This is a genomic window from Syntrophothermus lipocalidus DSM 12680 (assembly GCF_000092405.1).
Lineage (GTDB): Bacteria > Bacillota > Syntrophomonadia > Syntrophomonadales > Syntrophothermaceae > Syntrophothermus > Syntrophothermus lipocalidus.
Genome location: NC_014220.1, coordinates 78,266 through 99,817 on the forward strand (window position 1 = coordinate 78,266; position 21,552 = coordinate 99,817).

General features: G+C 47.6%; 20 protein-coding genes and 2 pseudogenes. 13 read left to right on the forward strand and 9 right to left on the reverse strand.

Annotated elements, in window-relative coordinates; genetic code table 11:
- Window positions 1-283: 283 nt before the first annotated feature.
- Window positions 284-1,505: pseudogene (locus SLIP_RS00390) on the reverse strand (IS256 family transposase).
- A 38-nt stretch (window positions 1,506-1,543) separates the two neighbouring features.
- Here SLIP_RS00390 and SLIP_RS13065 point away from each other — a divergent pair.
- The 6 genes from SLIP_RS13065 to SLIP_RS00405 all read left to right on the forward strand — a co-directional run bounded on the left by SLIP_RS13065 (window position 1,544) and on the right by SLIP_RS00405 (window position 4,955).
- The gene (locus SLIP_RS13065; RefSeq protein ID WP_083761918.1) at window positions 1,544-1,879 is read left to right on the forward strand and encodes a S1C family serine protease; all 336 of its coding nucleotides are present in this window, start codon (window positions 1,544-1,546) and stop codon (window positions 1,877-1,879) included.
- A 482-nt stretch (window positions 1,880-2,361) separates the two neighbouring features.
- Window positions 2,362-2,934 carry a hypothetical protein gene (locus SLIP_RS00395; RefSeq protein WP_013174280.1) on the forward strand — a complete coding sequence of 191 codons (573 nt, stop codon included), beginning with the start codon at window positions 2,362-2,364 and terminating at the stop codon, window positions 2,932-2,934.
- A gap of 493 nt (window positions 2,935-3,427) precedes the next feature.
- Window positions 3,428-3,553, forward strand: coding sequence for a hypothetical protein (locus SLIP_RS12985; RefSeq protein ID WP_013174281.1), 126 nt, complete (start codon window positions 3,428-3,430; stop codon window positions 3,551-3,553).
- Window positions 3,554-3,707: 154 nt separating this feature from the next.
- Entirely contained in the window at window positions 3,708-3,797 is a 90-nt protein-coding gene (locus SLIP_RS12855; protein ID WP_278078295.1) for an ATP-binding protein, read from the forward strand.
- A gap of 15 nt (window positions 3,798-3,812) precedes the next feature.
- The gene (locus SLIP_RS00400; RefSeq protein WP_013174282.1) at window positions 3,813-4,244 is read left to right on the forward strand and encodes a hypothetical protein; all 432 of its coding nucleotides are present in this window, start codon (window positions 3,813-3,815) and stop codon (window positions 4,242-4,244) included.
- A gap of 24 nt (window positions 4,245-4,268) precedes the next feature.
- Window positions 4,269-4,955, forward strand: coding sequence for a TIR domain-containing protein (locus SLIP_RS00405; RefSeq protein ID WP_013174283.1), 687 nt, complete (start codon window positions 4,269-4,271; stop codon window positions 4,953-4,955).
- Here the strand turns inward: SLIP_RS00405 and SLIP_RS00410 are convergent.
- The 5 genes from SLIP_RS00410 to SLIP_RS00430 form a co-directional block, all read right to left on the reverse strand.
- Window positions 4,939-6,648 (reverse strand): recombinase family protein, encoded by a 1,710-nt coding sequence (locus SLIP_RS00410; protein ID WP_013174284.1) that lies wholly within the window; start codon window positions 6,646-6,648, stop codon window positions 4,939-4,941. The genes SLIP_RS00405 and SLIP_RS00410 overlap by 17 nt on opposite strands.
- 99 nt (window positions 6,649-6,747) lie before the next feature.
- Window positions 6,748-7,281 (reverse strand): DUF4352 domain-containing protein, encoded by a 534-nt coding sequence (locus tag SLIP_RS00415; protein WP_013174285.1) that lies wholly within the window; start codon window positions 7,279-7,281, stop codon window positions 6,748-6,750.
- Complete coding sequence (locus SLIP_RS00420; RefSeq protein ID WP_013174286.1) at window positions 7,281-7,640, reverse strand: DUF4064 domain-containing protein; 360 nt, start codon at window positions 7,638-7,640, stop codon at window positions 7,281-7,283. Before SLIP_RS00420 ends, SLIP_RS00415 begins: the two co-directional genes overlap by 1 nt.
- Before the next feature lie 209 nt (window positions 7,641-7,849).
- Window positions 7,850-8,191 (reverse strand): hypothetical protein, encoded by a 342-nt coding sequence (locus tag SLIP_RS00425; RefSeq protein WP_242649111.1) that lies wholly within the window; start codon window positions 8,189-8,191, stop codon window positions 7,850-7,852.
- Window positions 8,192-8,246: 55 nt separating this feature from the next.
- A complete protein-coding gene (locus SLIP_RS00430; protein WP_013174288.1) occupies window positions 8,247-8,507 on the reverse strand; it encodes a hypothetical protein in 261 nt (86 codons plus the stop codon).
- A 217-nt stretch (window positions 8,508-8,724) separates the two neighbouring features.
- Here SLIP_RS00430 and SLIP_RS00435 point away from each other — a divergent pair, with 217 nt between their 5' ends.
- From SLIP_RS00435 to SLIP_RS00465, 7 genes and pseudogenes are all read left to right on the forward strand, one after another.
- Window positions 8,725-10,752 (forward strand): AAA family ATPase, encoded by a 2,028-nt coding sequence (locus SLIP_RS00435; RefSeq protein ID WP_013174289.1) that lies wholly within the window; start codon window positions 8,725-8,727, stop codon window positions 10,750-10,752.
- Between the two features lie 261 nt (window positions 10,753-11,013).
- Window positions 11,014-11,292 carry a hypothetical protein gene (locus SLIP_RS00440; RefSeq protein WP_013174290.1) on the forward strand — a complete coding sequence of 93 codons (279 nt, stop codon included), beginning with the start codon at window positions 11,014-11,016 and terminating at the stop codon, window positions 11,290-11,292.
- A 109-nt stretch (window positions 11,293-11,401) separates the two neighbouring features.
- Complete coding sequence (locus SLIP_RS12860) at window positions 11,402-12,142, forward strand: HNH endonuclease (protein WP_013174291.1); 741 nt, start codon at window positions 11,402-11,404, stop codon at window positions 12,140-12,142.
- Between the two features lie 425 nt (window positions 12,143-12,567).
- Window positions 12,568-13,792 (forward strand): annotated as a pseudogene (locus tag SLIP_RS00450) (IS256 family transposase).
- Between the two features lie 699 nt (window positions 13,793-14,491).
- On the forward strand, window positions 14,492-16,285 hold the full coding sequence (locus SLIP_RS00455; protein ID WP_013174292.1) for a GmrSD restriction endonuclease domain-containing protein: 1,794 nt from the start codon (window positions 14,492-14,494) through the stop codon (window positions 16,283-16,285).
- 21 nt (window positions 16,286-16,306) lie between these two features.
- On the forward strand, window positions 16,307-17,068 hold the full coding sequence (locus SLIP_RS00460) for a DUF4236 domain-containing protein (RefSeq protein WP_242649112.1): 762 nt from the start codon (window positions 16,307-16,309) through the stop codon (window positions 17,066-17,068).
- 291 nt (window positions 17,069-17,359) lie between these two features.
- Window positions 17,360-17,752, forward strand: coding sequence for a pyridoxamine 5'-phosphate oxidase family protein (locus SLIP_RS00465; protein ID WP_013174294.1), 393 nt, complete (start codon window positions 17,360-17,362; stop codon window positions 17,750-17,752).
- A gap of 150 nt (window positions 17,753-17,902) precedes the next feature.
- Here SLIP_RS00465 and SLIP_RS00470 read toward each other — a convergent pair whose 3' ends face one another.
- From SLIP_RS00470 to SLIP_RS00480, 3 genes are all read right to left on the reverse strand, one after another.
- Complete coding sequence (locus SLIP_RS00470) at window positions 17,903-19,129, reverse strand: ABC transporter permease (protein WP_013174295.1); 1,227 nt, start codon at window positions 19,127-19,129, stop codon at window positions 17,903-17,905.
- A gap of 108 nt (window positions 19,130-19,237) precedes the next feature.
- Window positions 19,238-19,936 (reverse strand): ABC transporter ATP-binding protein, encoded by a 699-nt coding sequence (locus SLIP_RS00475; protein WP_013174296.1) that lies wholly within the window; start codon window positions 19,934-19,936, stop codon window positions 19,238-19,240.
- A gap of 22 nt (window positions 19,937-19,958) precedes the next feature.
- Window positions 19,959-21,407 carry an HlyD family secretion protein gene (locus SLIP_RS00480; protein WP_013174297.1) on the reverse strand — a complete coding sequence of 483 codons (1,449 nt, stop codon included), beginning with the start codon at window positions 21,405-21,407 and terminating at the stop codon, window positions 19,959-19,961.
- Between the last annotated feature and the right edge of the window lie 145 nt (window positions 21,408-21,552).

Genomic DNA, 21,552 nt, shown 5'->3' on the forward strand with positions numbered 1-21,552 from the left:
CACTTCAAATTTGTTTCGGGAAGCACGGTTCAGCTGCATTGTCTGTTAGCTTGTATCTGGCAATTTAGCATTCGACAAAATATCTGATGCTGCAAGTCAGAGCCGATGCTAACGTGTTTTTGAAGCATTGCGGGGTCAGATCAGGTCGTAGTCTGTCGGGTACAAACAATTTTAAGGAGAGAGTTGTAAACTGAATCAGCGTAATGTCTCGCATTTTCAAGATCCTAGTACGGCGTGATGGGGTCTGTCAACTTTTTTGTGTAAACCCCTTTCGGTACGGAAATCAAAGGTAGCGCTCGATCCTTTCTTTGAACAGGATTATCAATTGGGTTAGAATCAGTCCCCAGTTTTTGACTGAGACAGTCCACTTTTCGGTCACGTCCATAGTAACCAGGTAAAGGATCTTGATAAGAGCATCATCGTTGGGTAGTACAGCCTTGCTTTTAGTTACTTTCCGCAGTTGGCGGTGAAAAGCCTCAATGATATTGGTGGTATATATCAACCCTCGTATCTCCGGGGGATAATTGAAACAGGTAGATAACTCGTCCCAGTTCTTGACCCAGGATCTTACTGCCAAGGGATATTTGGCTTGCCACTTGGCTTCTAAAGCTTCTAAGGCAGCTAGGGCTTCTTCATGGTTTACTGCCTTGTAAACGGCTTTAAGATCTTTGACAAAGGTAGACCGGTCTTTGTAGCTGACGTAACGCAGTGAGTTTCTTATCTGATGCACTACGCACTTTTGCACTTCGGCTTGGGGAAAAGTGGCTTTGATTGCTTGGCTTATACCGGCCAGGTTATCGGCGGAGACAATCAGTATGTCTTCTACTCCGCGGTTCTTTATATCGCTTAATACCGACAGCCAAAACCTGGCACTTTCGCTTTCGCCAATCCATATGCCCAGAACATCCTTCTTACCATCAAGGTCGATGCCTATTACTACGTAAGCTGCTTTCTTAACAACCTGACCGTCTTGACGTACGCTGTAGTGCACCGCATCGATGAAAACGAATGGATATACCTGCTGTAACGGTCTGTTCTGCCATTCCCTGATAACAGGGAGGATTTTATCGGTGATGCTTGAAATCAGAGCCGGGGAGGCTTCAAAGCCGTATATCATTTGCAAGTGATCCTGAATGTCACGCGTGCTCATGCCCTTAGCGTACATGGATAGTATCTGGTCTTCTATGCTTGAGATGTCTCTCTGGCGTTTTTTGACTACTATCGGCTCGAATTCTCCGTTGCGGTCGCGAGGAACGCTTATCTCAAGAGACCCGAGTTCGGTTTTTACCGTCTTCCACTGCGGCCGTTCCTGGTGTTGTTTGTTTTCTTGCTACGATAATCGTAACGACTGTAACCGAGTTCGTTCTCAAGCTCAGCTTCCAACATTTCTTCAATGAGCTGACCCATTAGAGACTTGACAGCATCTTGAGCGTCCTTTTAGCCGTAACCAAGTTGTTCTCTTTGATAAACTCTCGAAGGTGTTTTCTGAATAGTTTTTCTTCCATACCCATAACCCCCTTGGTAAAAGTTTAACTTTTTCCCAATGGGGTTTACACGGTTAATTATACAGTCCCGTAGCAGGGTTCCGACAGTAACAGAAGTTTCTTCCTCTAAGGTTGAGGTAGGTGACAAGGTAATTGTAATTGGTTCACCTCTAGGTTTATCTCAAACAGTGTCGACAGGAATAGTCAGTGCTATTCGCGACCTGTCTGGAATGAAAGTCTTCCAAATAACAGCTCCTATATCGCCTGGATCAAGTGGTAGCCCAGTGTTTAATGAAGAGGGCGAGGTTATCGGGGTGGCGTTTGGGACTATTGTCAATGGCCAAAATATCAATCTTGCAGTACCTTCAGGGTATATCACATTCATGGGAAACTGACTTTTTGGTAATCCCTTAACTCTAATTCTATAAATGATGCGATTTCTTATCGGTATAGTTGCATACCTATCTTTTTTTCTACATCTCTGATAGCGGACCCATTGCCAAACCCAGTTCTAGCGTCTATTGTGATCGCTGAACTAAAACTGAATCAATGACGGCGTAAATGCTCATGTAGATTTGCACATTTCTTGTCCCTGGGATTTACAGGATAAATGGGTTTGAAAAACCCGTGTATTGTGCAAACATTGCAGAGTATTTGTCCAGAGGATTTGCACAATAACACGCTGCATGTCGTGCAGATTAGATAGGACAAAGAAAAGACCAGGCCCAGGACACAAATTCTGAGCTCAGATAGGGATAATGGAGTCGGAGAATTACAGATCCAACTCAACCGCAGTCTGTCTGATTGCTATTGACAGAAAGTAGTTCCTTTGGAGACAACGCTGACAGGTTGCAAAACTTATAAGGAGCGCTCTTCGATGGCGGATGAAATTATGTGCCCCGAATGCGGGTCAAAGAACGTAGTTCGGATTGTTTATGGTGTGTCCACTTGGGAACTCGGACAAAAAGCAGAAAAAGGCAGAATTGGGCCCGGAGGATGTTGCATTTCTGAAGAGAGTCCCGGGTTTGCTTGCAACGACTGTAATTGCGCATGGGGTGGAGAAAAATTGTCGGGCAAAAAATACGAGGAAATAAGACGTATCAAGGCAAACATTGGACGCCATTGCGATCTAAGTAGCAATGTTTGTGTGGAAGTCGACCTCATAGCCTTCAGAGTTACCTGGAACCAGGGGCTTTACAAGCAGGTTAGATTTGAGAAGCCGATAGACGCTGCATCCGCAAAGAAGTTTATCCAGAGACTCCGACAGTTAAGGGTGCTGGATTGGGGACCAAGGTATGACAATCTAGGTGTGCTTGACGGGACTCAGTGGAGCATTGAGGTAGAATTCGACGAGGTTTGTATTGTCAAAGGCGGAAGTAATGGCTATCCGAAAGAATGGGATGGGTTCTGCCGGTTGATTCAAGATGTAGCGGGTAGGCCCTTTAAATGAGGATGCGAACAACCAAAAAATTTGGAAAAGATGTATAAGCTGCGAAGCCATTCACCTGGTGGTGGCTTTTGGAATCCGGCAGGAATTTGGGGTCCGAAATGGGAAAGGGTCCAAAAGGTTTGTTCAAGGGAGACAAAGGAATGTTCTTCACGGACAGGTTCAGGGATCACGCTGCCGTCTTCGGGCGTGCAGCTAGTTGCACCGGATCGATATCAGGGTCTTGTTGCTAGGTCCATGCGGCAGGATGTACATCAGGAACAAAACCGGTTTGACCGTCCGGATTGCCAGTGGGAAGATAGCTTCAAGCAAACCGACGGTATTTAGCAAAAGCAATAATTAAGGAGACAACTTGGTGTAAGCGGTAAAATAAAATACAAAAGAAATGGCCAATAAAAATGCACAGAAAATACCAGACAATTTCCAGAAGAAAAATGTGGCAGAATGGTCGTTAACAGATCAGCGCCAAGGAGTAGAAATTGTGAAGGAGTAGGCGATGAACCAGGAGATTCAGCAGTTGAGAGAGTTGGGGTTGAACAAGGCGCAAGAAGCAGCCGCAAGCCCAGAATCGACCGACGGACGGTGGACAAGTATTGGGAGCGATACTAGAAGAATTCGCTAGGCTGACATAAACGACCGGACGAAGAAAAAAGGGACTTTATCAACACAGACACAGGATTGTAAGTGGACGTCATTAGCACCGCCGAATTCGAGAGATTCAGGCAGAACACGGGGTTTCGTGTATACCTCTGCCGGAAAGACGAGCCAGAGAGCTTATGGGAGACATGGTCATTGCTACTGCAATCTTCGATCGCATTGCTCACCATAGTGAGATTTTCAACATTACCGGTGATAGCTACGGCTAAAAAAGGAGGTACTAAATGAGTGATGAATTTAAAGAAAACTCACAAGCTGTTCAGATTCACCTCTCAATTATTCAATCAATTATACAGCGCATGGCTTTAAATAGTTCATCATGTAAAACTTGGTGTATTACGATAGTATCTGCCGTTTTAGTGGTTGTAGCGGACAAAGGTAAGCCCAACTATACCTTTATTGCCTTAATCCCCATCTTACTATTTTTTGCTTTAGATGCTTACTATTTAGCCCTGGAAAAGTTGTTTAGGAATTCCTATAACGATTTTGTTGAAAAGCTTCACAGGTCTACATTATCAATATGTGACTTTTTTGTGGTTAATCCTATGGGAAATTTTGCAAGAACAATGTTTGCATCTCTATTGTCTTTTGCGACATGGCCATTTTATTTTGTTTTATTATTAATGGTACTAGTAGCTAGATGTTTATTAACATAGAGACCTATTCTGGGAAGTGAGAAAATGGGACGAAAAATATTTATATCATACAAATACGCAGATAGTGATGTTCGACATATAAAGGGTGAATGGTATGAAATAAACACGGTACGTGACTATGTAGATAAGATAGAATCTGAAATTGATAGTTCTGATCATATTTACAAGGGAGAATCCGATGCAGAAGATCTTTCACAGTTAAGTGAAGAAACTATATGGTCAAAACTAAAAAATAGAATTTATAACAGCTCTTTAACAATAGTGATGATTTCCAAAAACATGAGGGAATCATGGAAATCGGATAAGAATCAGTGGATACCAAGAGAAGTATCATATTCTTTAAAAGAAACATCTCGTATTAGTAGTAGTGGCGTTGCTGTAACAAGTAAAACCAATGCGTTGTTGGCAGTCATTATACCAGACAGGAATGATTCTTATTCATATTTTACATATAATAAGACTTGTTGTTCCTCGGGATGTAGAATATTTTTAACAGATCAATTATTTGACATAATGAAGAAAAATATGTTTAATCAGAAAAATCCTAATACTCAAATATGCGATAACCGCTCTATCGTATATTTCGGGGATCACAGTTACATGACTTGTGTTAAGTGGGACGAGTTTATTGAAGACATGAATAAATATATAGATAAAGCTTATGAGATTCGAGATAATATTGATAATTATGAAATTACCAACAGCATTTAGGATTCGCTATATCTTCAATCGGGACAATTCCCCTAACCTCTAAACGGTCTGGATACACCCACAGCTTCACCTGTAACCTGTCAAGCAGTTCTTCCCAGGTTACTACTCTCTGTGGGAATCCGACCGTTAAATGTTTTTCATCGTGAACCTTCACAAAAGCAATATTCTCCGTAACGGTGTTATCATCCGGCTGGTAGCGAACATCAAACAGTTCCTCTTCAATTGCTTCTTTTACAACAGCAATATTTTGCTCCAGTTTTGTGAGGTTTTCCATCTCCGGCCAGTAATGCTCATAACGCCTGCGGACGGCAAGCTCCTGCTCCTTCAATTCGTTGATTTGCCGCTTATAATCTTCGTGAGACAAAGCCCCGTCAACATAGACAGTAGCGAGCCTTTTCTGCTTCTCCTGCAGTTGCGAAATCTGCTCTGATATTGGAGAAAGCAGGGTTTCAAGTTCTTCCTTCCGGCGTTCCAGCGAACCGACGTACTCCTCGATGGCTTTCCGCATCTGGTCTTTGTCTTGAAGCATATCAATAAGCCGTTTTTTGACTTCTGCAGTAACTGCTTCGCCGTCAAGCACAGGGCTGTCGCATTTCGGGCTGCCGTCAAGGTGGTACTGCTTCAATTTCCCGTTGCACTTGAAAACCAGCTTTGTGCCTTTGTTATACATAGCATCGTGAAACGGGCGCTGGCAGACACCGCAGAAGATACGACCGGCAAGTATAGGCTTGGGTCTCTTGCGGTTAAACCCTCCTCTGGACTGCACTCTCTTCTCCTGCGCTTTCTCCCAGAGCATCTTGTCAATTATCGGCGGGAAGTCTACCTCAAACCACCCATCAGTTTTTTCCTTCTTTATTTTTTCGACCTGTTCTGGACTGACCTGCATTTTATCACCCCTCCAGAGATAATTTGTCCCGGCGTAAACGGTGTGAGTAAGAATACGCTGGACAGTAGCGTCGCTCCAATAAGCCTGCATTTTCCCAGCGCGCCCTTTTCGAGTTTTGCGAAATTGGTTAGGCGTAGGTATACCGAGTTCAGTCAGCTTTTCGGCAATCCGCACCATGCCCAAAGGCTGTCCTGACTCGTCTCCATAGACGTACCACTGGAAAATAAGCTTAACTATCTTGGCTTCATCTTCTCGAATTACCCATTTTTCTTTTTCGTCGTCCCACCTGTAGCCGAACGGTTGAGAGCCGCCGGAATACTTGCCTGCTTTTGCCAGCTTTTTCTTACCGGTCACCGTCCTTAATTTGATAACTTCCCTTTCATACTCCGCAAAGGTGGCGAGGATGTTTGAATGCAGTTTACCTTCGGGAGTGTCATCGTTGGACCCCTGCACGAAAATAAAGCCGTCTCCTTTAAAACCGCATCGTCTTACTTTTCGTGCTTCGTCCCGCAGGGCGGCAAAAAGGGCAAGAGAGCGGGAAAGCCTGTCTTGACGGTAGACGAAGATAGCGTCGTATTCTCCCGCTTGGTATTTCTCCCAAAGCTGATGGAGCACTGGTCTCTCATCAATACCCAGTGCTCCGCTGTAACCGTCTTCTTTGAAAATGTCTTCTTCTGTAACGTGGTAACCTCGTCTTTTTGCTTCCTCCATACAGATTTCCGCTTGAGTATCAAGAGAGGTTCCGTCTGCTTGGTCTTCTGTGGATACCCGACAGAGTATCGCAGCGCGTTTTGGTAGTCCTTTCATAATATCACCTCATCTGCGTTCCCATTACATCACACACACACACATATATATATATAAAAGAAAAGGCGCCGAAGCGCACTCTTGCACAAAAACTTATACTTACTCTAAAGATAGTGTGGTATCGAAAGGCTTAGCCTCGAAAGATTTCTCATTGAAAACGTCTCCTAAGTGAAGCGCAATTGACGTGACTTCTTCAGGAGTTAAAGTCTTACCTTCTGGCGTAGTGAAAACTACTACACCGGATTTTTCAACCCCGGGCTGAATATCACCAGAGACGTCACCTTCAGTCATAAACATATTCGCATCCAGTTGCATACTACCAACAACAGCACTACCCTGGTCTGGATAGAAAGTTAATTTATCACTGGTTTCGTTCTTAATTGTCATACCAACAAGAATACGTTCTTTTTCTACCTGCACCTCTCCAATGGTAATCTTTAATCCATTAACAGAAAATTCCTTATTAACAGCTACTTTCTTTGTGTTTTCCTCGGGTTTTGACTGAGCTTCAGATTTAGCGGAATCTGACTCAGCCCCTGTCTTTACGCCTGAAGGTTCACCACAGCCAGTTAGCGTCACAATTAAAAGCCCAATTAACAAACCAACAAGTAGTTTTCTAGTATGTAGAAACATTATACTACCTCCTTATCTAACGTTGTTTTATTTTTCTCTTTTTGACCTATCAATGCAAGAATCCCTGCAACCAGCAATACTGGAAATGCTACAACATAGCCCCACGAAATCGAAATAACCCCTCCGATAGCGCTAATGAGCATCATTATTCCAGCGACCTTTGGTTTCTTTAGTGCTAATGCACCTCCTACTAATCCAAGTAAACTAAAAAATATAGCCGTAACACCTAGACCAATTATAGAACTCGTACCTGATGCTGAAAATGAAGCATCTACTCCACCAACGAATAGCGCAAAAAGAGCTCCACCAAAACCGGCTATTCCGCCGATAATACCTAATATCATAGAAGCAACTCTCAAAAACTCACCCCCTCAAAGCACGCATATCTTTTAGTAATATTCTCCATTGGAGTTAAAAATCCTGCTACCTCGACAAGCTTTTCACCACCTCCATAAGAAAGTTACTTATACCCTTCGGAGTATAAATATATTGAGAAAGAAAGTTCCGTAGGGCATAGAGTCGTATAATTGGTTGTAATTTGAGAAAAAAGAAAGTGCCACCAATTTTACTAGGCGGCACTCTCATTTTCTTCCTTTCCCGAAGTCTCTTCCTTTTGTTCCTCCTTCTTCCGTTCTACCTTGTAACGAGCGATTTCTTCTTCCACCTCTGCGATTTTCTTCCCGTAGAATTCTATCCGCAGTTTCTGTTCCGATAATTTCAACTCCAACTTGTCAATCGTTAACTGGTCGGCTTCTGTCTGCATAGCTTCTGTGTACTCTGTGGCATATTTATCCTGCATCTGCACCGCATAGGAAAGGTTAGCGCGGTAGGTCGCTCTCCTTTTTTGAAGTTCCTGCAACTTGGGGTCTTGTTCCTTACCCTCTTTGGTAACCGTGAATTCAACTTTCATTTTTTCCGTCTCCTCTTTCTTAGATTTTTGGACTGTTTGATTATTACCCGCCATTTTACTCATCATCCTTTTTTACCTCTCGTTCCAAAATTTTCTTCAGCCGAGATAGAGCAGTGTCCACATCCCCGCCGGAATTCTTAAAGCGGCTGTAGACGCAGCCCAACTCATAAACCAGAGAAGCTGGAGCCTCTTTTACGAGCATCTCCAGCTTCCGTTCCGCGACCTTAACACAGTTTTCTTGTTCCGGGATGTCTCCGCTTTGTTCCAAACAGCGGATGATTTCCCGCACCTTCTTTTTAACTTCTCTCTTGTTCAACGGCATCAACTCCTTATCTGTTAAATATTTCCATCCGCTTAATTATATTATAATGTACATCCATGAAAATTTAAAGAGGGAACCAAAAATTTTGTCAAAATTTGTATTTTTCTTTCATTGTACATTCCCTGCGCCAAGGTCAAAAATTTTGAGCTTCTTATTGAAAGTTGCTGAGGTCAAATGTATAATATTACCATAGGCAGAGGAGGTTTTTAGAATGAAGAAGTGGAGGGTTGATTTTAACGAGTCTCTTCATCCCGAACCTTGGCGGGATTTTTACGCCCGCTATTTTCCTGAACTGGACAGGATGGACATAAAAGAGGACGGCTTCACCGTCCAGTCCCTAAAGTGCTTAAACCACGACGACAGGAAGCCTTCCGCGACGGTCAACGTCAAGTCGGGCTTTTACGTCTGCCATGTATGCGGGAGCTTTTCGCCGTACCGCTTTTTAGTTGAAATTGCAGGCATTGCGCCGGAAGACGCGAGCTATTTCATAAACGACTACCTCCGCGAGCTTTACGTAAAAGACGAACGGACAGGAAGATACATACACGCGTTCCCCCACTACGACCCCAGCCACACCTATATCCCCACACCCGGACAGGAAGAGGAATTTGAAGAGTTTATCAAAGAAGCAAAAGCGCGCCTGCGCCCGGAACTGCCGATTGTCCAAGAGTACATTACCGCCAGAGGAATCAAGTATGAAATGCTGGAGCGTTTCGAATGGGGTTATGTCCCCCATGACGAAGATGCAGGACAGGTTGAATGCTTGGTAGTCCCTTTTCGCGTGAGGGGCAAAATCAGGGCTATCAGAGGGAGGGCTTACGACGGCAGGAAAGGAGCGGTTAAAAACTCCCGTTTTTCATTGTGGAACCTCGACAGCCTTGAGGGGAAAAGCCAAGCAGTCATAGTCGAGGGAGAAAGCGACGCTTTAAGAACTATTCAGGCGCTTGAAGCCTGCGGTGTAGACATCCCTGTAGTTAGCGTGCCGGGCAACAATTTCCGCAAGGAGTGGAAACGGGAATTTGAAGGCATACGCACCATCTACCTCATCCCGCAGGACGACGACGCCAGCGCCAACTTCGTCAGGTCTGCCCTGGCGGTGCTCGGAGAAGAACGCTGTAAAGTCGTTGAACTGCCGTGGAAGCGGGGTGATGTCGGCAAAGACATCTGCGAGTGGTTGACCCGCAACGACCATACCGACCAGGAACTGGTAGAGCTAATCCCGCTTGAGGAGCACCAAGACCGGTTTTCCCGCTACTACAGGGTGGAAGAACTGCTGAAGAGAGAGCCTGCGGAGCCTGACTGGCTGGTAAGAGGGATGATAGCGAGAGGGCAAAAAATCCTTGTCCAAGGGCCGCCGAAGCAGATGAAGACGTGGTTTGTCCTAAGTTTATTGAAAGCGCTCAGCCGCGGAGAAAACGTCTGCGGGGTATCGTTCTGGAAAACTACCGTCTCTGGAGTCAAAGCCGTTATGGTGGAGGAAGAGCATTCGACCAACGCTTTAATACAGAGAGTACAGCAGAGCCTCGCTGGTACATGCAACATCGTCATCCCGCACAGGACAGGTGTAAAACTTCTCCCAAAAAACCCGGAATTTGAAGACCTGCTCAAATTTATTGACGAGTTCCGGCCTGACCTGCTGGTACTTGACCCACTGAGGAGCTTCTTCGACGGAGACGAAAACGACTCTTCCGTCATGCAGCAGGTATTTGCGCCGCTGAATATGCTCCTCCGCAAGTACCCCCACATGGCGGTCGTTGTCGTTGACCATACCGCAAAAAAGCCGTCGGACGTTCTGGTGTATGCCAGCAGGGGGTCTTCAGTCAAAGGTGCGGAAATGGACGGCGTAATAGACATCCGCAAGTTCCAGAAAGACGAAGATATAGGTGTCGTCGTCACCGGAGAGTTCCGCGACGCTGAGACTGTAGAGAACTTAAGCTTAAAATTTGAGAATGGGAATTTGGTATACGACGACGGTTTCCGCATCAACATCAAGCTGAAAGACAGCGAAGTGCGCCTGCAGAAGCTGGCGAAGCTGTTGACACAGAGGAGCTACACGCAGAAAGAGCTAACCGACTTGCTGAAAGTCAGCGACCAGACTGTGAGAAACGACATCAGCAAACTGAGGGCAGGCGGCTTCACCATTGAGGAAGAAGGGGGACATCAAGGGTCTCCAAAAACGTACACACTTACAAAGACACCCGACGGGTGGAAAGCTGACGACGAAGACAGCGATGAATAAAACAGATACTGCCGAAGGTCAAAATGTCAAAACCGCTATATATATTTTTGAGCTTTGACCTTGGTCAAATACGGGTTCGTCTGAAGCCGCTGAAGCGGGACCGCGTTGTAGACGACGGTTCCACGCTCGCAGGGCTTCAGCAAACCTTACCCGGCGGTTTGAGGCAGTAAGCCCCAAACAAGAATTATTACCAAACTTTGAGCTTTGAGCTTGATTGTTTGATAACTCTTTCCGATAAATAACCAAAGGAGGTTGGCGCAGTTGACTGTTCTCCAAAAAGAGGTTGCACAGCCGCAGGTGGTTGTCCAATCTGACGGGCGCGTTAATATACCCAAAAAGGAAGACGGCAGCGTCTGGACGCTGGAAGAACTGAGGGACAAAATGAAGTGGAGCCGCTGGCCGATGTTCGATGAACTTGAGCCGCTTTTCCGCAGATGGTGGGAACTTCGCTACAAAAACAGATTCCACCGCTACTGGACAGTTGAGGAACTAATGGAGATGAAGGACATCCAGCAGTTTTTGGGGTTGGAGAGTAGTTAATTCATATATTCAGTGAGGCAGTTTTATTTCCTTTAGATGTATAATTTACCTTTATGATTGTATTAGCAGGTTATGAAATTAGTCAGATAACTTGTTGAGGAGGGAAGCAATGTTTTATAATGACCCATTAGAAATAAGTGCTGATGTATGGATTGAATTACTTACAGATAGAGAAGTTACTACAGAACCTGACTTAATTATTCTAAAGATTATGTATGAGAGTAAAAACCATGAGATAAGAGCATCTGAGATAGCATCAAGGTTAAACATACTACATCATGGGCCAATTAACTTGCAGATAAGCAGATTTAGCAAACGTGTAATTCGTAAAACAGGAGCCCAGCCACCCTTAAGAAGAAACGGAAAACCTCGATGGTGGCACGTTCCTTTTTTAGGATACGAAAAAGCAGGAAGATTCCCTTGGATTATGCGTCCTGAACTGGTAATTGCCTTTGAAGAAGTTTTTGGTCAAAGTGATACTGAGTTCGTTTGTTCTGGAGAGATTACTATTGAAGATACCTCGTCTCTGTCCGAGGGTACAGTAAGACAAGTTTTTGTTAACCGTTATGAAAGAAGTAGACATGCAAGAAGGATATGTATCGCTCATTATGGTAGCAGGTGTGTTGTCTGTGGTTTTGATTTCGAGAAGATATATGGACCAATAGGTAAGGATAAAATTCACATACACCATCTCATACCCTTATCTGAGATACAAAAAGAATATGAAGTTGACCCTATACGAGATTTACGTCCAGTATGTCCCAATTGTCATCTTATAATTCACAGCAAGAGAGAACCTTTCACCATTGAAGAGGTAAGAAAAATGATTACTATGACCCGTAACGGTTAATAATTATTTGCATGAAGCCACCTTCGGTTTACTTTACCGAATAACACGAAAAAACGGCTTCATCCAGCCGTCCTTACTGTGTTAACGATATACAACTGTCAGCAGGAGGTTTACCCAAATTCGATAACAATTATGAAAGGCAACCAATCTAAATTAAAGCGATTCCTAAATACTGAAGGAAGTTTAATTTCACAAACTTTCGCTGCCAAACTTTTGCCTCCGGCCAAAACAAAGGGAGCATAATTGCTCTCTCTTTTATTAACAAATTATACATAAACCAACTTCTTATTATATTTACGGAAGGAACTAGATGACCAAAAGCTGATGAGTTAGGTCTGTATAATTGTGTAAAAATAGTGAGCCAAGGCAAGGCTCCCGGTAAAATGGTATTGAGCAAAAAACCAAAACCGAAGAGGTGCCTTGCAATGGCTCAATACCATGTTACCATTGATTCTGAATTATTGCAGCAGCTCTTTTTGTCAGATGCTAAAGATGCCGGCATGGCGAGACTGCTTCAATCAGTTTTGAATCAGGTGTTAGAAGCTCAAGCCACCGAGCAACTGCGAGCAGAGCCGTACGAGCGCACAGAGGAACGTTTGGGTTACCGTAAACGGGACCTACCCTCACAACCTTACCACCAGGGTAGGAACGATTACCTTAAGGGTTCCAAGGCTCAGAAACGGCAAATTTTCGACCGAGTTGTTTTCCCGGTACCAGCGCAGTGAACAGGCTTTTATACTTGCCCTGATGGAGATGGTGGTCAACGGTGTATCTACCCGCAAAGTAACCGAGATTACCGAAGAACTGTGCGGTACCAGGATCTCAAAATCACTGGTATCCGAGTTATGTAAACGATTAGACCCTATGCTGACGGCTTGGAACAACCGTCCCTTAGACGAACAAGAGTATCCTTTTGTTATCGTGGATGCCATAGTGATACGTATCCGGGAAGATAACCGGGTACGTCACCGCAGTGTCCTAATCGCCGTAGGAATCGGGGAAACCGGGCAAAGAGAAGTTCTAGGTATAAGAATTGGTGACAGCGAATCTGAAGACAGTTGGAGCGATTTCTTTGCCTGGCTTAAAGAGCGCGGCCTATCCGGCGTAGACTTAGTGGTATCTGACCAGCACGGCGGCTTAGTTAAGGCCATTAGAAAGCATTTTCAAGGTGCATCGTGGCAGAGGTGTCAGACCCACTTTATGCGTAATATCCTCGATGTCACCCCCAGTTCTTGCCGGGATGAAGTCAAGGCCAGGGTAAGAGCCATTCTGGATTCGCCTGATATGGAGACTGCTCGTTCGTTGCTCGCAAAGACCATAGACACCTTCGAAAAAAAGGCTCCCCGGGCCATGAAAATACTAGAAACCGGATTCGAAGATGCGTTGGCTGTCCTGGCTTTACCAGAAAAGTACCGCAAGCGTTTGAGAACCACGAATGGCTTAGAAAGACTTAACGAAGAAATACGGCGCCGGGAAAGAGTAATCCGCATATTTCCCAACCGAGAATCCTCTCTAAGGCTTATCGGAGCAGTGCTCCTCGAGACTGACAACAAATGGGTGCAGGGTCGCCGCTACCTGGACATGAATGATTACCTTGAATGGCGCAAACAACAGGTCCGTAATGTTACCGCTATACGCCAAGTATCATGAGTATTGGCTACATACCATTTTGCCGGATGTGTTCACACATGATTCAGGACTTGACCCACCCCGCGGGCATATTATTTAATCGGGAATGCTTACATATGGAAAGGAGCTAAGTATAGGAAAAATGCTAAAGAAAGAGCTAACAGCACGACGGATCCCAACCAGGTCTGGGAGATGAACATGACTAAGACCTAGGCAGTCGATGCTATAAAGAATTACATAGAGTTTTACAGGCATGAACGGATTCACTTAGCATTGGATTATCTCACCCGGGCCGAGTATTACCAACTAGGTACTCTAAGAAAAGTTGCCTAACCGTATTAACAAAACGGTGAGCAGTACTGAAGGATAAACAGGAAAAATGACAAAAACAAAGAATATACGAAAGCTTGCATCGAAATGCATTAAAGATGAAAAGACCACAGCTTTTGTCTAGGCGCATTTTAGGCTCGTGGCGGCAGTTCTTGCAGCCGTAACTATGAGGCCAGAAAGTTAATTGGTGCCTACGCGAAGATGACGCTGCGTGGTGCCAGTAACAATAGCACTTCTACAAGCTCGCTGATGATGAACTTTGGCGAATCGATAGCGTTCGGTGGTCCTACAGTTTGATACCACAGACGGGTAACCAGATGGTGGCCATGCTGACGGAGGCCGGGGAGTAGGTTTAAAAACAAGCAACATCGTGTCGAGAGGAGGTTACACGTGCCTACCCAGCGTTATTCTGTTACTCAACCGCACATCGAAACCCTGTTTGCGTGGATTAAGTCTGGCGAGATAGCCATTCCAGAAATACAGCGGCCGTTCGTATGGGTTCCTGTGAAAGTACGAAACTTGTTGGATTCTCTGTACAACGGTTATCCCGTCGGTTACCTCATAGCGTGGCGAAACCCGGACGTTAAACTGAAGGACGGTACCTTATCGTCTGGCAAACGTATTCTTATCGATGGACAGCAGAGGGTCACGGCACTAATGGCAGCTCTACTGGGACAAGAGGTAGTCAACAAGGATTACCGGAAGGTACGGATACGAATTGCCTTTCACCCGGCAGAGGAAAGATTCGAGGTCCTGAATTCTGCGATCGCCAAAGATGCGGCGTGGATTCCTGACATAGCAGCCGTCTTTGATCCCCACACAAGTATATTCGGTCTTGTCAATACCTATTGCGACAAAAACCCAGGTACTGATAAGGATGAGATATTCCGCAGCATCGAGAGACTGCGCGGTATTACGAGCAACCAAATAGGCCTGATTGAGCTAGACTCCGATCTGGACATCGAAACCGTTACCGAGATATTTATACGGGTTAACTCTGAGGGGGTGCCTCTGGGCCAAGCTGACTTTGCGATGTCGAAGATCGCTGTGAACGAAACTTACGGTGGGTCCCTGCTCCGCAAGGCCATCGACTATTTCTGTCATCTCGCTCGCGCCCCCGAGTTTTACGGGATGGTCGAGAAAGACAAAGAATTTGCTGCCAGCGAGTATTTTACCCAGATGGTTTGGTTGCGCCATGAGAACGATGATATTTATGATCCTTCGTATGCCGATATGCTGCGAGTGGCTTTTACGACCGAGTTTAAGCGCGGCCGACTGGAAGACCTGGTAGCGCTGTTATCTGGTCGGAATTTCGAAACCAAGCAGTATGAGGAGCGCATTGTGGAGGATTCCTTCGAACGTTTAAAAAAAGGCGTAAAAAGCTTTATGAAAGAGACGAATTTTAAGAACTTCGTCATGATAATACGCTCTGCCGGGTTTGTGGATGCCTCTATGATTGGCTCACAGAACGCCCTTAATTTTGCCTACATCTTATACCTGACGCTGCTTGATATGGGAATGCCTAAAGCAGACATCGAGCGCTACGTCCGGCGCTGGTTTGTTATGTCTATCCTTACTGGGCGCTATTCGGGATCCCCTGAGACTACGTTTGACCACGATATTCGCCAGATCCATGCCCAAGGCATCGCGTCATACGCCGACAACCTGATTCGAGGAGAACTTTCAGACGCTTTTTGGGATGTCTCACTTCCCCAAGCCATGGATACTTCTTCAGCATCTAGCCCTTATTTCCGTTTGTTCCTAGCTGCTCAGGTAAAAATGAACGACCTTGGCTTTCTTTCGCGAGACATAACTGTGCAGGACCTGATCAAAGTGAAGTCGGATGTGCATCATGTTTTTCCTCGCGAATACTTGAAGCAGCAAGGGTTTACTCGCGGGCAGTACAACCAGATCGCCAACTACGTCGTTACCCAAAGTGAAATCAACATAGCAATCGGCAAGAAGGAGCCGAGAGTGTACTTCGAACAGCTGCTGAAACAGTGTCAGGGCGGGCCCAGACTTTACGGCAACATAACCGACCTTGATACCCTGCGAGAAAACCTCCGCATGCATTGCATCCCGGACGGCGTCGAGCACATGACGGTGAAAGACTACCCGGATTTTCTGACAGAACGTCGCCGGCTAATGGCTCAGAAGATTAGGGCCTACTTTGAGGCGCTGTGAGCAGGGAATCAACACTAGCAATTGAGCCACGAGCTCACGGCGATTGGCCTGCAAACAGCAGGCACATTGGCTTTTGACCGTCGTTTAGCGACTCGCGAAGCGAGTCTGGACGACACATCTCTCGTAAACGGCTCGATGGCGGAGCTTGTAGAAGGAGCGCTCGAAGCAGGCAAAGCGGCCGGTCCGGAAATATGGATAAAAAACCAGTTTTGCCGCGCATACCCTGGCCGAAAGGATGATAGTCCGCCGTTTCTTTCTTCAAAACGAAGGTGTCGAAGAATGGCCTGGAGGTTTCGCAAGAGCATCAAGATAGCCAAGGGGGTTCGCCTGAACCTCTCCAAAGGCGGGACTGGGGTGAGCGTGGGAGGGAAAGGCTTCCGGGTCGGAGTGGGACCGCGCGGGGCCTACACCTCGACCAGCATCCTCGGGACCGGGCTCTACAACATAGAATACTTCGGAGGGAGTAGGAAGGGGACCAGGAAAGGAGGGAATCGGGCGGAGTCGGCCGTAACTGAAGCTGAAACGTACGCGGGTGCCCTGCCTCCAGAGCTTGCCTCCGGATCCGCTTCGACCGCCCTCGGGTGTCTTTGGGTGGTGGCGTCCGTGGTGCTCCTTTTTGTGTGGTGGCCTGCCGGGCTCGCTGGTCTTGCGGTTTTTGCGGTGTGGGCAGTGAGATCTCTCAATGCGCCCGCAGCGGAGGCCAGGGCCTGGTACCTCAAGGGCAGGGAAGCGATGGATAAAGGAGAATGGCAGCAGGCCCTGGAAGCGTTTCTCAAACGATAAGCGTGGACTGCGTAATGAAGGCAGCGGGGCTCATCGAAATGATGGGAACCAGGACGCTCCGCCCCAGGACTGCCGTGAGGAGGAGAAAGAGGCCCCAGAACCCGCCGGAAATAGGAACCTAGAGACACACTCTGTGCCCGCCTGTCACAAGTGGAAGACGGAAATGAACGGGGCAGGACCGGTGGAAGCAGAGGACCGAGCTTGGCTCCGAGGCTTGTGGTTGTACATTATCGAGGGTTATGTTATAAAAAGAATTGGAAATCAACCCCAACTGAAACGGAGGAATAATTCATGAGAGAGGTTTACGAGTTCTTGAAAAAGTGCGGTGTTTATTTTATCGCGACTATGGATGGTGATCAGCCGAGAGTACGGCCCTTTGGCACGATAGAGATCTTTGAAGATAAGCTCTATATCCAAACCGGCAAGTCCAAAAATGTCTCCAAACAAATGCAAGCAAATCCCAAAATCGAGATTTGCGCTTTTAACGGCAAAGAGTGGATTCGTGTAACGGCGACCGTAGTAAGGGACGACAGAATAGAAGCAAAACAGCATATGTTAAATGCATATCCAGAACTGCAAAAAATGTATAAAGCAGATGATGATAATACAGAGGTGTTATATCTGAAAGATGCTACGGCCACAATTTACTCATTCACAGCTGATCCCCGTGTAATCGAGTTTTAAAGTATGGCATGGCAAAAAGGAATCAAGTCGTGTCTAGCGGCTTGATTCCTTTTTAATTGATTGCAAGTGTGCTAAGCCCCTGATTGTTACTGCTGCCCTAGGAAGTCCTGAATCGTTTACGGGCTCAAGTTGAGTTTGGCGGTCACAGATCTACTCATAGCTCAAGGCCTGGGCCGGGTCCAGGGATGAAGCCTGGCGCGCGGGATAGTAGCCGAAAAAGATGCCTATAGCGCAGGCGGTCACGATTGCCAGGATAACGGAAGATAAAGATATACTGGTCGGCCATCCCACGATCCAGGTGAAGACCTTGGTGGTCCCAGCACCCAAGATGATACCGACCAAAGACCCGGTGAAGCACATCAATACCGCTTCCAGGAGAAACTGGGCCAGGATATCTTCCCGACTAGCACCTATCGCTTTGCGTATCCCGATCTCGCGTGTCCGTTCCGTGACCGACACCAGCATGATATTCATGATGCCGATGCCGCCTACCACCAGGGAAATGCCGGCTACAGCCGCCAGGAAGAGGGTCAAGATACCGGTCACGGACTCTGCTTGTTCTTGGATCTGGGCGTTGTTTATGACCCGGAAGTCATCAGTGTCACTGTCGGTAAGGCCGTGGGCCTTGCGTAGCAGGGCAGTTATCTCGGTCTGGGCCTGTTCGGTTGCCTGCGGGCTTTGGGCCTGTATGATAAGGCTATTGATGCGGTCTTGAGTTCCCAGCAGGCGTATCTGGGCCGTGGTGATAGGAACGTAGATGACATCGTCCTGATCCGTCATTTCTTGGGCTCCTACCGATGCCAGAAGCCCCACCACCTTAAAAGCTACACCCTGCATTCTGATCTCGGCTCCGATAGGATTGGCTCCGGCCGGGAATAGGTTCTCGTAGGCTGTCTGCCCCAGTACCGCTACCGGCCTCATGGATTTTACGTCTTGCTCGCTTATAAACCTACCTTCCTGGATTACAAGGCTCGAAATCTGGGCTATGTCGGGAGTGGTACCGGTTATGCTGGTTTCCGAGCTGTAGTTGGCTCGGGTGACCAGGATTCCGAGGCGAACGACCGGTGCCACGGCCTTTACCGAGGACAGCTTGGCGATGTCTTCGGCATCGCTCATGGTGAGCTTCGTCGCTTGCGGGTTGCCCCGGCCGAACTGCCCGCCTCCTCCCGGCATCACCGTCAGGCGGTCAGCTCCCAGTTGATTAATCCGGGAAAGGACCTGTTCCTGGGTTCCGTGGCCGATAGCTGTCATTACGATGACCGCCGCCACTCCGATTATAATCCCGAGCATGGTGAGAAACGACCTGAGTTTATTGGCTTTCAATGCCTGAAAACAGAACTGGGCCAATATTTCTGGCTTTACCGACAACCGATTCATTGTACGGACCCCCCATTTTGGGATTTTGACGCCGATTAATGCAGACTTATATGCCGTCTGCAGAACCGCTTTAAAACTAATCAGCGTAAATCTGCGTCCTCACAAGAATTACATATATTTGCTGTCGCAGACGATCAAGCCGTCCCGCATCGATACCTGGCGATCGCAGAACTGGGCGATGTTGGCTTCGTGGGTTATGACGACGACAGTTACTCCGTGCATGCGGTTTACCTCTTGGAAAAGCCGCATTATCTCTTCGCTGGTGACCGAATCCAGGGCTCCTGTGGGTTCGTCGGCCAAAAGAACTGCCGGTTGGTTGACCAGGGCCCTGGCTATGGCTACCCTCTGCTGCTGCCCGCCTGACATCTGGTTGGGACGGTGGGAGGCCAACTCGGATATGCCCAGGGTGTCCAGCATTTCCATGGCGATTTTCTCGGCGGTGGCGGAGTCGTGGCCGGCATAATATAAGGGCAGCTTTACGTTTTCGAGCGCCGTGGATCGGGCCAACAGGTTGTAGCGCTGGAAGACGACGCCCAGCCGTTTATTACGCAGGATAGAGAGTTCCCGGTCATCCAGTTGGTTGACCTCGACCCCTTCCAAGATGTAGGTGCCGCTGGTTTGGCGGTCCATGCCCCCCAGTATGTTGAGCAGGGTGCTCTTGCCGGAGCCGGAAGGCCCCATGATGGCTACCATTTCGCCCCTATCTATGTCCAGGTCAATGCCCCGAAGAGCCATCACTTCTACACCGGACAAGGGGTAGACCTTGGTCAGCCCCCGACACTGTATCAAAGGAGCGGATTGTGTCACCGCGTCATCTCCCCCTTCTGCCCTAGTGCATGAACGGGCCGCCGGGGAAGGCTGGCCCAGCGTTGTTCCGGGTGGACGATCTGGTGCTGGTCGAACTGGTGGAGGTAGCCGTCGAGTTGACCTTGCTGGTTATAACTACCTCGCCTTCTTTCAACCCGGACTTGATCTCGATACTCACGTCATCTGACAGGCCCGTTTCCACCCATTTGAGGGCCTCTTTGCCGTCGACCAGTACAACTATGGGTTTTCGATTCGAGGCCTGGTTCGTGGCCCGGCCGGAAAAGTTCGAGGTTTCTTTGGTTTGGGACCGGGCTTGGGACGAGCTGGACCTGACGTCAGTCCCAGTCTTTGAAAGCGACCGGTTGGATGCCAGGTAGGTCTCTCCATAGTCGAGGGCGGACTGGGGCACAGCCAGGACGTTTTTGGCCTCGCCAACGATTATGGTGATGGACGCCGGCATCCCGGCTCTCAAATCCTGGTAATCGTCGATGCTGATGACCGCGTCATAGACCTGGACGTTGTTGGAAGTAGTGGCCAGCGGGGAAAGGGACAACAGCTTGCCCGAAAATTCCCGATCGGGATAGGCGTTGACTGTGAACGTTACTTTCTGCCCTACTTTGACTTTGCTGATGTCGGCTTCGTTTACCTGGGCCGCCAGTTGGAGTTCGGTGGAGGAGACGGTGATGCTGAACTGGGAAGAGCTGGCTTCAGAAGCGGTACCGGCCGCGGTCCACTGCCCGGTATTGCCGGTGATGGCGGCGACGAAACCGTCAAACGGGGCGGTCATGACGCAGTTTTTCAGGTTGTTTTGGGCTTGGGCTACCTGGGCTTCGGCTGATTTTAACTGGGCAGCAGCTACTTCGATGTCTCCTTTGTCTTTGGTGAGTTCCAGGTTGCTGAGGGCGTTCTGGTACTGGGAGAGAGCCGATTGGTAGCTGGCGCGGGCCGAATCTAAATCCGACTGAGAAATTACCCCTGCCTCGAACAAAGGTTGGGCTCGTTCGAATTCTGCCTTGGCCATATCGAGACTGCTCTTGCTTTGGTCTACCTGGGCCTGAGCCTGGGCTACCTTATGAGGGTAGGCGGAAACAAGTCGGTTGTAGCTGGCCCGGGCATTGTCGAGACTGGCCTGGGCTTGTTCAAGGGCGGTTTCGAGGTCCTCGCTCCTTTCTACAGCCAGGACCTGCCCGGCCTTGACGGTGTCCCCGACTTTGACCTTACATTCTTGAACATAACCCTGGGATTTGAAGGTCAGGGTCACGCTCTGGACCGGTTCAACCTGACCTGAGGCGGTTGCAGTTTGAACGATGTCGGCATAACTTGCCTGGTAGGTTATGTACCCGGTGTCTTTAGACCCGGCCCCAATAAGTTTCCAACCCGCGATTCCGACCAGCAATACGGCTATCGCTACCGCGGCCAGCTTAGTTTTCTTTGATAGCCGCGACCAAACGCCGGTTAATTTTTTCAACATGCGTTTCTCTCCTCTCTCCAACCTGTAACGGGTTACGTTTCGTCAAAGAACATAGACCCTCACGACACCTAACGGTGTCACCACTAGAGAATGAAAATTTGACCGACCTTCCCAAAAAACACGGGAACAATTACGCCAAATTTAT

Coding starts and splice junctions, on each gene's coding strand:
- SLIP_RS13065 (WP_083761918.1), top strand. CDS start 1,544: ATGGGGTTTACACGGTTAATTATACAGTCCCGTAGCAGGGTTCCGACA.
- SLIP_RS00395 (WP_013174280.1), top strand. CDS start 2,362: ATGGCGGATGAAATTATGTGCCCCGAATGCGGGTCAAAGAACGTAGTT.
- SLIP_RS12985 (WP_013174281.1), top strand. CDS start 3,428: ATGAACCAGGAGATTCAGCAGTTGAGAGAGTTGGGGTTGAACAAGGCG.
- SLIP_RS12855 (WP_278078295.1), top strand. CDS start 3,708: ATGGGAGACATGGTCATTGCTACTGCAATCTTCGATCGCATTGCTCAC.
- SLIP_RS00400 (WP_013174282.1), top strand. CDS start 3,813: ATGAGTGATGAATTTAAAGAAAACTCACAAGCTGTTCAGATTCACCTC.
- SLIP_RS00405 (WP_013174283.1), top strand. CDS start 4,269: ATGGGACGAAAAATATTTATATCATACAAATACGCAGATAGTGATGTT.
- SLIP_RS00410 (WP_013174284.1), bottom strand. CDS start 6,648: ATGAAAGGACTACCAAAACGCGCTGCGATACTCTGTCGGGTATCCACA.
- SLIP_RS00415 (WP_013174285.1), bottom strand. CDS start 7,281: ATGTTTCTACATACTAGAAAACTACTTGTTGGTTTGTTAATTGGGCTT.
- SLIP_RS00425 (WP_242649111.1), bottom strand. CDS start 8,191: ATGAAAGTTGAATTCACGGTTACCAAAGAGGGTAAGGAACAAGACCCC.
- SLIP_RS00435 (WP_013174289.1), top strand. CDS start 8,725: ATGAAGAAGTGGAGGGTTGATTTTAACGAGTCTCTTCATCCCGAACCT.
- SLIP_RS12860 (WP_013174291.1), top strand. CDS start 11,402: ATGTTTTATAATGACCCATTAGAAATAAGTGCTGATGTATGGATTGAA.
- SLIP_RS00465 (WP_013174294.1), top strand. CDS start 17,360: ATGAGAGAGGTTTACGAGTTCTTGAAAAAGTGCGGTGTTTATTTTATC.
- SLIP_RS00470 (WP_013174295.1), bottom strand. CDS start 19,129: ATGAATCGGTTGTCGGTAAAGCCAGAAATATTGGCCCAGTTCTGTTTT.
- SLIP_RS00480 (WP_013174297.1), bottom strand. CDS start 21,407: ATGTTGAAAAAATTAACCGGCGTTTGGTCGCGGCTATCAAAGAAAACT.